Genomic DNA, 12,670 nt, shown 5'->3' with positions numbered 1-12,670 from the left:
CCGACATTTTACTTTAGTACAAAAGACAAAAAAATGGACTTAGAAAAATTTGTTCAATACGTTCACGAGGAAAATAAAGTAGAACCAAAAGATGTAATGCCGGATGATTACAGAAAATTATTGGTTCGCCAGATTTCACAGCACGCACATTCTGAAATTGTAGGAATGCTGCCGGAAGCTAACTGGATTTCCAGAGCGCCTTCATTGAGAAGAAAAATGGCTCTTCTGGCAAAAGTTCAGGATGAAGCAGGTCATGGTTTATATCTTTATTCTGCCACTGAAACTTTAGGAGACGGAAGCATCAGAGCAGACAGAGATGCTACTTATGATGATATGCTGGAAGGAAAAGCAAAATATTCAAGTATTTTCAATTATCCCACGCTAAGCTGGGCAGATATTGGTGCCATCGGCTGGTTGGTAGATGGTGCTGCTATTATGAATCAGGTAATGCTGATGGGGAATTCTTATGGTCCTTATTCAAGAGCGATGGTGAAAATCTGTAAAGAAGAATCTTTCCACCAAAGACAGGGATATGAGATTTTAATGGCACTGTGCCGTGGTACGAAACAACAGAAAGAAATGGCTCAGGCTTCATTAAACCGTTTCTGGTGGCCGGCTCTGATGATGTTCGGACCAAACGATGACAGCTCTCCGAACTCTAAGATCTCTATGAATTACAGAGTAAAAAGAGAAAGTAATGATAACCTTCGTCAAAGATTTATCGATGTTACCGTTTCTCAGGCTGAATTCTTAGGATTAACTATTCCAGATAAGGATCTGAAATGGAACGAGGAAAGACAACATTACGATTTTGGTCAACTTCCCTGGGATGAATTCATGGAAATCTTAAAAGGAAACGGACCTTGCAACAAGAAGCGTATCGAAACCAAGAGAAAAGCGCAAAGAGAAAACTCCTGGGTAAAAGAGGCAGCGATAGCTTTTGCAGAAAAACAACAAAAAGAAGTAATATAATAATGTAACAATATACCAATGTAGAAATGTAACAATCATTGTCATGCTGAGCTTGTCGAAGCATCTCATTATTAAACTGGTACATTGATACATTGTTAAATTAATTTGACTATGGCAAATTTAGATATGTGGGAAGTGTTTATTCAGACTAAACCGGGATTATCTCACAAACATGTTGGAATTGTACAGGCACCAACAGCAGAAATGGCTTTGCAAAATGCAAGAGACGTTTATACAAGAAGAAAAGAAGGTACTTCTGTTTGGGTTGTTCCAAGCAAATATATTGTGACTTCGGAAGGGATTGATAAAGAAGCTTTCTTTGATCCGGCTGATGATAAATTATATCGTCACCCAACGTTCTACGATATCCCCAACGACGTAAAAAATATGTAATCTTCTGTAAAATGTCCGTTGTAAAAAGTACATTGTACATCCGACATTTTACATTTTACAAAAAATTAAACAATGAACCCATTATATAATTATTTATTAAAACTAGCAGACGACAGTTTCATTATGGGACAGCGTTTGTCTGCATGGTGCGGTGAAGGTCCTTATTTAGAGGAAGATATTGCATTGACAAATATTGCATTGGATGAGCTAGGACAGGCGAACAACTTTTATGTGTACGCTTCAAGAGTGATAGACAATGGTAAAAGTGAAGATGATATTGCATTTTTAAGATACGAACACGAATACGTCAATGCACATTGGGTAGAACTTCCTAATGAAGATTATGCACAGACTATTCTTAAAGTATATGTGTTGGCTGTATATCAGAAACTGATGTATGAAGCGTTATCAAACTCTGCGAATGAAGAGCTGTCAGCGATTGCTCAAAAATCTTTAAAAGAAGTTAGATACCATTACACCCATGCTTCTTCCTGGATGAAAATCTTCGTTCAGGGAACAGAAGAAAGTCGTGAACGTTTGGTAAAAGGGATTGAAAATATCTGGGAGTATACAAAAGGTCTTTTTGCTAAAACAGAAGGCGAAGAGGATCTTGTTGCTTTAAATATTGCTCCCAATGCAGACACTCTTTACGAAGAATTCCTTGCAGTTACCCAAAAAGATTTTGCAGATTTCGGTTTAGAATATCCTGAAAATCCTTTCATGCAGCCAAAATCAAGAACAGGATATCACACGGAATATTTCGGATTTATCCTTTGCGAGCTTCAGTATATGCAGAGAGCGTATCCTGGATGTACCTGGTAGGTTTCGAATGTAACAATGAAACAATTTAATAATCTATCAATATGGATGTTCAGAATAATAATGCAATCATTAATAAGACACTTCAGTTTTCGTTGGACATTATTGAATATTGTGAAAAATTAGATAGTGCTGGAAAATATGTGATATCCAAACAACTATTACGTTCGGGAACAAGTATAGGAGCCAATGCTCATGAAGCTCAAAACCCTTCAAGCAAAAATGATTTTATCCATAAGATGAAAATTGCTGCAAAAGAAGCAGAGGAAACAAAATATTGGCTGTATTTATGTGAACATTCGAAAAATTATCCCTTTGATGATCGATTGAAAAATCAAATATTGGAAATTTCTAAAATTATTTACAAAATTTTAAGTACCAGTCTACAATCGAAATAAGGACAAGGCTATTGGTATATTTTTACATTGCTAAACTGTTAGATTAAAAAAATTGAACAAATTATTAGATTTATTAAAAACCATTCCCGATCCGGAAATTCCCGTGATTGATATTGTAGAATTAGGAATTGTAAGAGAGGCACAGATTACAGGTGAAAATACCTGTGAAGTGATCATTACACCTACTTATTCTGCCTGTCCCGCTATGTTTACCATTGAAGAGGATATTATCAAAATGATGAAAGAAAACGGATGGGAAGCTAAAGTTGTAACCAAGATGTTTCCGATCTGGACAACAGATTGGTTAACAGATGAAGCGAGAGAAAAACTTCGTGCTTACGGAATCACACCTCCGGAAAAAGGGGCAGATGAACATCATATCGGAAAACCAAAAAAATGTCCGCGTTGCGGTTCCGAACATACCAAGCAGATCAGCAGATTTGGGTCTACCCTGTGTAAGGCTTCTTATCAGTGTTTAGACTGCCTGGAGCCATTTGACTATTTTAAATGTCATTGATGAGTTATCCATCTGTCTGCAATATACTTTACGGCTATGCAAAGCATAACGAAGGAATTGTTAGATTGTCAAATTATTAGACGGTTACATTGATTTATATTGTTAAATTAGTGCGTTGTTAAATAATAAATTAATAAAAACTATGTATACACAACTTGATATTGAAACGCATTTTGACGGAAAGCTTAAAATCGCATATCTTAATCAACCGGAAACAATGAACGCTCTTACCAAGCCGGCTTTATCAGATCTTAGAGATTTTGTTAAAGAATGCAGCGATGACGAAACGGTAAGATGTGTTGCTATTTCCGGAAGAGGAAGAGCGTTTTGCTCAGGTCAGAATCTGGATGAAGCATTTGTGGTAGGCAAAGAACACCATGATCATGACATCATCAGAAAAATTGTGGTAGACTACTATAATCCCTTAGTGCTGGAAGTTACCCGTTGCAAAAAACCGGTTATTGCTTTAGTAAACGGCCCTGCAGTAGGTGCCGGAGCTATGTTGGCTTTAATTTCTGATTTCGTTTTAGCGAATGAGAAAGCATATTTTGCTCAGGCATTTTCAAATATTGGTTTAATTCCTGATACAGGAGGAACTTACTTCTTACCGAAGCTTTTAGGTAGACAGTTGGCTAATTATTTAGCATTTACAGGTAAAAAATTATCAGCAGAAGAATCTAAAGTTCACGGTCTTGTAGCAGAAGTGTTCACTGAAGAAGAATTCGTTCCAAAATCTATGGAAATTCTTGAAAGAATGGCAAATATGCCTACCGCAGCAATTAAGCTGACAAAAAAAGCGTTCGCTAATTCTTATACCAATACCCTGAAAGAACAGCTTGAGCTGGAAGGAGATCTTCAGCAGGAAGCGGCAGGCACAGAAGACTTCATTGAAGGAGTAAATGCCTTTTTACAGAAAAGAAAACCTAATTATAAAGGAAAATAAAAAATTGTACAATGTAGAAAGTACAATGTACAACGTACACAATTAAATACTTTTTACATTGTACATTTTACATTGTACAAAATGAAAAATATTGGAATTATCGGTGCCGGAACAATGGGAATCGGCATTGCACAAGTAGCCGCAACGAACGGATGCAAGGTTTGGGTATATGATGCCAATCCAAAACAAGTAGAAACGGCAACGGTAGGTCTGGAAAAAACATTAACGAAATTGGTTGATAAACAGAAAATTTCATCAGAAAAAATGGTTGAAATTTTATCTAACATTTCCATTGCTACAGAATTAAAAGACTTCAAAGATTGTGAACTGATCATTGAAGCGATTATTGAAAATAAGGATATCAAAACCAAAGTATTTACAGAACTTGAAAATTACGTTTCAGAAAGCTGTATCCTTAGTTCCAATACCTCATCTATTTCTATCACCTCTCTCGGTGCAGAACTAAAGAAACCGGAGCGTTTCATCGGAATTCACTTTTTCAATCCGGCTCCGTTGATGCCTTTAGTGGAAGTTATTCCTTCCTTATTAACAGAAAAAACATTAGCAGAAAAACTCTATAACCTCATGAAAGAATGGGGGAAAATTCCTGTTATTGCCAAAGATATTCCTGGATTTATCGTCAACAGAATTGCCAGACCTTATTATGGAGAAGCCCTAAGAATTGTTGAAGAAAATATTGCTACCCCGGAACAGGTAGATGATGCTATGAAAACGTTAGGGAACTTCAAAATGGGTCCTTTCGAATTGATGGATCTTATCGGAGTGGATGTGAACTTTGCCGTAACAACAACGGTTTACAAAGATTATTTCTACGATCCGAAATATAAACCATCATTACTTCAGCAAAGAATGTCTGAAGCAAAACTTCATGGGAGAAAAACAGGAAAAGGTTTCTACGATTATAACGAAGGAGCAGAAAAACCTGTCGCTCAGAAAGATGATGCTTTGTATCAGCAGATCTTTTTAAGAATCATTTCAATGCTGATCAACGAAGCGGTTGAGGCCAAAAGATTAGGCGTTGCCAATGATGAAGATATTGAACTGGCAATGCAGAAAGGTGTAAACTATCCAAAAGGATTATTAGGCTGGGGTAAAGAAATCGGGTATGCAAAAATCTCCGAAACCTTACAGAGCCTTTACGGAGAATATCAGGAAGAAAGATACAGACAAAGTCCTTTGCTTCGTAAATTATAAAAATGTACCAATCTACCAGTTTACCAATGTTTACAAAATGATTGGTAAACTGGTAGATTGTTAAATTGTTACGTTAAATAAATAATGAATATAGAAGAATTCAGAGCAGAGCTGGAGACAAGGCTTTTAATTGAGAAACAATACTTAACTCATGAAGCTTCCTCTGTTGATGAGCAGGAAAGACTTGAGCTTTTAGGAAAGTTTAATGAAAAATATAAAGAGTTGATCAAAAGATTAGCCATTGAAAATGGAATTGATTTAGACGAATCCTATCCCTCTGAAAATTCATCAGACTCAGAAAATCTTTCATACGGACAAATCATTCTGGGAAAAACAATGAATGTTTACGACAGATTATCTGATGAACTGTATGAAGAAATAACAAACATATAATTAATAGAAATGAACCCAAGACAAGTAGCAGATTATATGTTCAATCAGGATTATTTTTCCCAGTGGATGAATATTAAAATGATTGAAGTAAAAGAAAATTACTGTTTAATAGAAATGCCAATTAAGAAAGATATGATTAATGGGCTTAAAACAGTTCATGGCGGAGTTACGTTTGCTTTTGCAGACTCAGCGCTGGCATTTTCTTCCAACAATACCGGAGATGCTGCTGTAGCATTGAACTGTATCATCAACTTTACCAAAGCAGGAAAAGAAGGTGATATTTTCAGAGCAGAAAGTATTTTGGTAAATGATACCAGAAAAACAGCGGTGTATGATATTCAGATTACCAATCAAAATAAAGAACTGATTGCAAAATTTGTAGGAACAGTCTACAAAATCGGAAAAAAAGTAACAGAATTATAATAAGCAGTAAGCTTGAAGCAATAGGCAGTAAGCTTTTTTGAAGCTGATAGAGCCTACTGCATATAGCTTAAAGCCTAAAGCAAAAAAAATGAACAACGTATACATCATAGACTATGTCAGAACTCCCATCTCAAAATTGCAGGGAGGATTATCAGAAGTAAGAGCAGATGATTTAGCAGCTATTGTTATTAAAGAAGTAGTTGCAAGAAATCCTGAAGTTCCTGTGGAGGAAATTGAGGATGTTATTTTCGGATGTGCCAATCAGGCAGGTGAAGATAACAGAAATGTTGCAAGAATGGGACTTTTATTGGCAGGTCTTCCTTATAAAATTGGTGGAGAGACTGTCAACAGACTATGTGCTTCAGGAATGTCTGCGGTAGCGAATGCATTTCGTTCCATTGCTGCAGGAGAAGGAGAAATTTATATTGCAGGAGGAGTAGAGCATATGACGCGTTCTCCTTATGTGATGTCAAAACCTGGCGCTGCTTTCGGAAGAGACAGTCAGATGTTTGATACTACTTTCGGATGGCGTTTCATCAACCCTAAAATGAAAGAATTATATGGGGTTGACGGAATGGGAGAAACAGCAGAAAACTTAGCCGATATGCACCAGATCAACAGAGAAGATCAGGATAAATTTGCCCTTTGGTCTCAGCAAAAAGCAACAAAAGCTCAGGAAAGCGGAAGACTGGCAGAAGAAATTGTAAAAGTTGAAATTCCTCAGAGAAAAGGAGATCCTATTGTTTTCGAAAAAGATGAATTCATTAAGTCTTCTTCTTCTATGGAAGGTCTGGCAAAACTTCGTCCGGCTTTCAGAAAAGAAGGAACAGTAACTGCTGGAAATGCCTCAGGAATGAATGACGGGGCAGCTGCTTTAATTTTAGCAAGTGAAGAAGCCGTAAAAAAATATGGGTTAAAGCCAAAAGCAAAAATCCTGGGATCATCTGTAGCAGGTGTTGAACCAAGAATCATGGGAATTGGCCCGGTAGAAGCTACTCAAAAATTATTAAAGAGATTGAATCTTTCTTTGGAAGATATGGATATCATTGAACTAAACGAAGCGTTTGCAGCACAAGCACTTGCTGTAACGAGAAGCTTAGGCTTAAAAGATGATGACATCAGAATAAACCCAAATGGAGGAGCTATTGCCATTGGTCATCCGCTTGGAGTTTCCGGAGCAAGGATTGTAGGTTCTGCAGCAATGGAACTTCAGAAACAGGATAAAAAATATGCATTGTGTACCCTTTGTATCGGTGTAGGACAGGGATATGCAATGGTGATTGAAAAAGTATAATTTTTTCAATGTAATAATATAACAGTGTACCAGTGTAACAATTATTGTTTTTTGTCATTCTGAACGAAATATAATGTAGTGAAGAATCTCATTGGTAAACTGTTAAATTGATATATTATTATATTAAATTTTTAACGAAAATTTTATGAACATCTACTCATACCACGGGATTCGTCCCATTATAAAACCATCTGCTTACATTCATCCGCAGGCAGTCATTATCGGGAATGTAGAAATAGGTGAAGAAGTATATATCGGTCCCAATGCGGTAATCCGTGGTGACTGGGGGAAAATTATTATTAAAGATGGAGCCAACGTACAGGAAAACTGTACCCTTCATGTTTTCCCTAATATAGAAACCATTTTAGAAGAATCTGCACATATCGGGCATGGAGCAATCATTCATTCAGGTCACATTGGAAAAAACTGTCTGATCGGAATGAATTCCGTTGTGATGGATAAAGCTTATATCGGTGATGAAAGTATTGTCGGAGCATTGGCTTTTGTTCCTGCTAATTTCAGATGTGAACCAAGAAAATTAGTGGTGGGAAGTCCTGCAAAAATTATCCGTGATGTTTCTGACGAAATGATCCACTGGAAAACAGAAGGAACAAAACTATATCAGGAACTGGCAAGAGAAGGAAAAGAAGCTATTCTGCCTTGTGAACCTTTTACAGAATATGTCCAGCAGATCCCAACCAAAATTGTGGATTACAGTATCTGGGATGATATCAAATAATGACCATTAAAATTAAATATGATTAAAAAAATTGCACTTGTGTGCAGCATGATGCTGGCGATGAATGGTGTAGTATCAGCACAGACTGTTACTTCAAAACCATTGACAATCGGAGAAGTAAGGACCATTAAGTCCAAAACGTTAAATGAAGACAGAACGTTGAATATTTATCTTCCACAGGGATTTGATAAAACAAAATCATATCCTGTAATCTATCTGTTGGATGGAAGTATGAATGAAGATTTTATTCACGTGACAGGATTAGTACAATTCTTTAATCAGATGTATTCCATGCCGGAAACCATTGTGGTAGGAGTTGCTAATGTAGACAGAAAAAGGGATTTTACTTTTCATACGGATTTGAAAGACTTACAGAAAGATTATCCTACAACAGGACACTCGGATAAGTTTATTGCATTTGTTGAAAAAGAATTAAAACCTTATGTGGAAAGTCAGTTCAAAACTACAGAAAAATACCTTTTTGGCCAGTCTTTAGGAGGGCTTTTGGCCACAGAAATCCTTTTGAAAAAACCGGAAATGTTCAACAACTACTTTATCATTAGCCCAAGTTTGTGGTGGGATGACGAAAGCCTTTTAAAACAAGCTCCACAATTACTTTCAAAATCTCCGGATACTAAAAAGTTTGTCTATGTGTCTGTAGGGAAAGGAGAACATCCGGTGATGGTAAAAGATGCCGAAGCTTTCTACGATGTTTTGAAAAAAGCAGGAAAGAAAAACTGGACATTAGAATATAAAATGATGGAAACAGACAATCACGCTACTATTCTTCATAGAAGTTTATATGAAGGACTGTTAAAGATGTTTCCTTATCAGGAACCGAAATAAATTAGTTCTCATTGATCAACTTTCTGAAGAAATATTGGATCCTAATATTGATTTTTATAATCATTATGAATATTCTAGGGCTTTATCTAATAAAAGAGTCAATAGGAATTTCAGATGCTTTGGAGCATGTTGAGTCAGATGAGGTAATTGCCAATCTAAAACAGAAAGACAATTTCTATACTTTGTTTGTTGAAATTGTCATCATTTTAGACTGTTGGATGGTACTTTTTATTCCTTATCTGGTTATTAGAAACTTTATTAAAAAGATTAATCTAAGCAAAAAGTAAAAAACTATATGGAAAAGTTAAAAAACTATATCTACGGACAATGGGTAGAAGGTACCGGAAACGGAATCCCTTTGTACAATGCCGTTACAGGAGAACAGGTAGCTGTTTCCGACACAGAAGGGCTCAATTTTGAACAGGCTCTTGACTATGGAAGAACAGTAGGATATAAAAACCTTTCTTCAATGACTTTCTACGACCGTGGAGAAATGTTGAAAAAAGTAGCACTTTACCTCCTGGAAAGAAAGAAAAAATACTACGACTTATCATACAAAACAGGCGCTACCCACGTTGATTCATGGGTGGATATTGAAGGAGGTTTCGGAACTTTCTTTACCTATTCCGGATTGGCAAAAAGAATGCTTCCTAATACTTCATTTTGGGTAGACGGAGACACTCAGAAGATTTCTGCTAACGGAACCTTTTTAGGAACTCATATCTTAACACCCAGTGAAGGAGTTTCTGTACAGATCAATGCTTACAACTTTCCGGTTTGGGGAATGTTGGAAAAATTGTCCACTTCCCTATTAGCGGGTGTTCCTTCTATTGTAAAACCATCACCTTTCGGATCTTACCTTACCAACGCCGTATTCCAGGATATGATTGAAAGTGGAGTACTGCCTGAAGGTGCTGTACAGTTAGTCTGCGGAGAACCGGGAAATATTTTAGATTACGTAAAGGATGGCGACTCTGTTTTATTCACAGGTTCAGCAAATACCGGAAGAAAATTAAAATCACTTCCTTCTGTTGCAGGAAATGCTGTTCGTTTCAACATGGAAGCCGATTCATTGAACTGTTCAATTCTTGGATTGGAAGCAAAACCGGGAACTCCGGAATTTGACTTATTCATCAAAGAGGTTCGTAATGAAATGACCACAAAAGCAGGACAGAAATGTACGGCAATCAGAAGAATTATCGTTCCTGAGCACTTAATTGGTGACGTTCAGAATGCTTTGTCTAAAGCTTTGGATCAAACAAAAATCGGAAACCCATTAAGCAGAGAAACCAAAATGGGATCTCTGGTGGGAAGACAGCAGTATGAAGAAGTTCTAAGAAAAGTAAACATTCTAAAATCAGAAACAGAACTTGTCTATGACGGAAAACACGAACTGGTAGATGCCAACTATGAAAATGGAGCATTTATGAGTCCGAAACTATTCCTGAATGATAAACCTTTCGAAAAAAATATCTCTCACGATGTAGAAGCTTTCGGGCCGGTATCTACGTTAATGCCATATAAAGATGCTGAAGAAGCAGCGGCACTGGCAAAAAGAGGAAAAGGAAGTTTAGTAGGATCTATCGTTTCTCATGATGAGAACTTTATTGCCGAAACTTCATGGAAAATGGCTTCCCAACACGGAAGAATCTTTGTTCTGAACAGAGATAACGCTAAGGAAAGTACTGGTCATGGTTCTCCACTTCCGACATTAATGCACGGAGGACCTGGTAGAGCTGGTGGTGGTGAGGAAATGGGTGGACTAAGCGGTCTTCATTTCTTTTTACAGAAAACAGCCATTCAGGGATCACCGGATGTGCTTAAAGCCATTACTAAAATCTATCAGCAGGGAGCAGAGAAAAAATTCTCAGACAAACATCCTTTCCAGAAATATTTTGAAGAAGTGGAAGTAGGAGACTCTTTAGAAACAGCAGGAAGAACAGTTACTGATGCAGATATCGTAAACTTCTCCAATGTTTCATGGGATCACTTCTATGCACATACGGATGCGACAAGTTTAACAGGAACAATCTTTGATAAAACAGTAGCTCACGGATATTTCATTCTTTCAGCAGCGGCAGGATTATTCGTTTCAGGTAAAAAAGGACCTGTAATTGCTAATTACGGATTGGAAGAATGTAGTTTCTTCAAGCCTGTATATGCCGGAGATACCATCACGGTTTATTTAACAGCAAAAGAAAAAATCAACAGAGGGGTAAAAGGAAGAAACATTCCTTCCGGTGTTGTAAAATGGTTGGTGGAAGTAGTGAACCAAAGAGATGAGGTAGTGTGTGTGGCAACAATCTTAACATTGGTCGCAAAACAATCACCTTTCATTGATCTGAATGTGAAGAATGTTCAGAAAATACTGAATGGATTAGCGGAAAGTACTCCTTCTCTTTGGGGAAAAATGTCAGCACAGCAGATGATAGAACACCTTGAACAGGCTGTATTGGTAAGCTTTGGAGAACCTGAAGCCGAAAAATGTTTCACTCCGGAGGAAAATCTTGAAAAATGGCAGGATTCTCTTTACAATCACAGAGCAATGCCAAAAGAGTTTACAGCTCCGTTCCTTCCTCAGGATGGTTCGCTTCCGGAACTGACGCACAAAAATCTGGAAGCAGCAAAGCTGTCATTCATGGATAACCTGAAGAAATTTGTAATCTATTACAAAGAAAATCCACAGGCAGAACACATGAATTTTGTATTCGGAAAACTGAATAAAGAAATGTGGGAACTGATGCACAAAAAGCATTTTACCCACCACTTCCAGCAATTTGGATTGATTTAATTCAAAATAATGATAAAAATTTCCTCTTCAGTACTAGCCTGGAGAGGATTTTTATTTTAAAATCTAGTAGAAATTAGTTAAATTTATATATGTTTTTTTATCATGAGATTCTTTAAAAATTTCTTTTTATCTCTATCAGCTTTGCTTCTTTTCTCCTGTTCAGGAAGTCCAAGACCTGATAAAGAAGGCTATTTTTCTGAAGAGAAATTTGTTGACAGTTTACATGCTGGAGTAAAAGGTAAAACTAAAGTTGAATTTGAGAAATTCAGACATACAGGTAACGGAGATGTATTTGTGTCAATTAATTTTTATAAATCGGAAAAGAAATGGGTAAAAGGTGAGAAAACGGATATTGACATCTGGCGACTGACAAACAGTTTCAAATTTGATAAAGATGGAGTGACTGGTTTGGATGTTCAAATTGGTGATTTCAATAACGACGGATTTAATGATATAACCTACCAGAGTGCTATCGCCGGAAGAGGAGGGAATATAGTGATGACTTTATTTGTATATAATCCGGAGAATAAAAATTTTATCCACATTAAAAATTCAGATTATTATCCAAACTTGAGTTTTAATTCAAAATTAAACTGTATCAATTCTGTAATTTTAACAGGTTCAACTACAACGGCATTTTTAAAAATTAAAAAAGATTCTCTGGATGAATTTGCACGAGTGGATGTTTCTGATAAAATAGTTGTGGAAGAAAAAGATTCTGCAGGCAAATTTATAATTATTGAGGAAAAGCCATTCAAAGGAAATGATGAAGATTTTTATAAAACTTTTCGTAACTACAAGCCTTTAGAATACTAATTATCTACAATACTTATGGCAAGGTTTTAAACCAATTCATTGTGATTTGCAGCTTTATTTTTTATAATCTTTTGTTAAAAATTCAGTCTTACTTGACGCCCTTGGATTTAT

At 36.5% G+C, this 12,670-nt stretch carries 15 protein-coding genes; all 15 read left to right on the top strand.

Features of this window, described 5'->3' with window-relative positions:
- The first annotated feature begins 33 nt into the window (after positions 1-33).
- Positions 34-972: a 1,2-phenylacetyl-CoA epoxidase subunit PaaA gene (gene paaA / locus ACWPWS_RS24635; protein ID WP_454048243.1), complete on the top strand. Its 939-nt coding sequence runs from the start codon at positions 34-36 to the stop codon at positions 970-972.
- Positions 973-1,083: 111 nt separating this feature from the next.
- Entirely contained in the window at positions 1,084-1,365 is a 282-nt protein-coding gene (paaB, locus tag ACWPWS_RS24630) for a 1,2-phenylacetyl-CoA epoxidase subunit PaaB (RefSeq protein ID WP_034679196.1), read from the top strand.
- A gap of 72 nt (positions 1,366-1,437) precedes the next feature.
- Positions 1,438-2,187, top strand: a complete 750-nt coding sequence (gene paaC / locus ACWPWS_RS24625) for a 1,2-phenylacetyl-CoA epoxidase subunit PaaC (protein ID WP_454048242.1) — start codon at positions 1,438-1,440, stop codon at positions 2,185-2,187.
- Positions 2,188-2,228: 41 nt separating this feature from the next.
- Positions 2,229-2,582: a four helix bundle protein gene (locus tag ACWPWS_RS24620; protein ID WP_454048241.1), complete on the top strand. Its 354-nt coding sequence runs from the start codon at positions 2,229-2,231 to the stop codon at positions 2,580-2,582.
- Positions 2,583-2,634: 52 nt separating this feature from the next.
- On the top strand, positions 2,635-3,099 hold the full coding sequence (gene paaD / locus ACWPWS_RS24615; RefSeq protein WP_209786069.1) for a 1,2-phenylacetyl-CoA epoxidase subunit PaaD: 465 nt from the start codon (positions 2,635-2,637) through the stop codon (positions 3,097-3,099).
- A gap of 142 nt (positions 3,100-3,241) precedes the next feature.
- On the top strand, positions 3,242-4,042 hold the full coding sequence (locus tag ACWPWS_RS24610; RefSeq protein ID WP_105684618.1) for an enoyl-CoA hydratase/isomerase family protein: 801 nt from the start codon (positions 3,242-3,244) through the stop codon (positions 4,040-4,042).
- An 81-nt stretch (positions 4,043-4,123) separates the two neighbouring features.
- Positions 4,124-5,257: a 3-hydroxyacyl-CoA dehydrogenase NAD-binding domain-containing protein gene (locus ACWPWS_RS24605; RefSeq protein ID WP_454048240.1), complete on the top strand. Its 1,134-nt coding sequence runs from the start codon at positions 4,124-4,126 to the stop codon at positions 5,255-5,257.
- Positions 5,258-5,341: 84 nt separating this feature from the next.
- Positions 5,342-5,650 carry a hypothetical protein gene (locus ACWPWS_RS24600; RefSeq protein WP_454048239.1) on the top strand — a complete coding sequence of 103 codons (309 nt, stop codon included), beginning with the start codon at positions 5,342-5,344 and terminating at the stop codon, positions 5,648-5,650.
- Positions 5,651-5,659: 9 nt separating this feature from the next.
- Positions 5,660-6,073, top strand: coding sequence for a PaaI family thioesterase (locus ACWPWS_RS24595; protein ID WP_209786066.1), 414 nt, complete (start codon positions 5,660-5,662; stop codon positions 6,071-6,073).
- 88 nt (positions 6,074-6,161) lie between these two features.
- On the top strand, positions 6,162-7,367 hold the full coding sequence (gene pcaF, locus ACWPWS_RS24590) for a 3-oxoadipyl-CoA thiolase (protein WP_454048238.1): 1,206 nt from the start codon (positions 6,162-6,164) through the stop codon (positions 7,365-7,367).
- 145 nt (positions 7,368-7,512) lie between these two features.
- On the top strand, positions 7,513-8,106 hold the full coding sequence (locus ACWPWS_RS24585) for an acyltransferase (RefSeq protein ID WP_047429267.1): 594 nt from the start codon (positions 7,513-7,515) through the stop codon (positions 8,104-8,106).
- 18 nt (positions 8,107-8,124) lie between these two features.
- Positions 8,125-8,952, top strand: a complete 828-nt coding sequence (locus ACWPWS_RS24580) for an alpha/beta hydrolase (protein WP_454048237.1) — start codon at positions 8,125-8,127, stop codon at positions 8,950-8,952.
- Between the two features lie 65 nt (positions 8,953-9,017).
- Positions 9,018-9,239, top strand: a complete 222-nt coding sequence (locus tag ACWPWS_RS24575; RefSeq protein WP_105684625.1) for a hypothetical protein — start codon at positions 9,018-9,020, stop codon at positions 9,237-9,239.
- Positions 9,240-9,247: 8 nt separating this feature from the next.
- Positions 9,248-11,743 (top strand): phenylacetic acid degradation bifunctional protein PaaZ, encoded by a 2,496-nt coding sequence (paaZ, locus tag ACWPWS_RS24570; protein ID WP_454048236.1) that lies wholly within the window; start codon positions 9,248-9,250, stop codon positions 11,741-11,743.
- A gap of 102 nt (positions 11,744-11,845) precedes the next feature.
- Complete coding sequence (locus ACWPWS_RS24565; RefSeq protein ID WP_454048235.1) at positions 11,846-12,559, top strand: XAC2610-related protein; 714 nt, start codon at positions 11,846-11,848, stop codon at positions 12,557-12,559.
- Positions 12,560-12,670 lie beyond the last annotated feature (111 nt).

The sequence above is a fragment of the Chryseobacterium sp. Marseille-Q8038 genome, from assembly GCF_965111995.1.
This window is presented reverse-complemented; position numbering and strand designations above follow the sequence as displayed.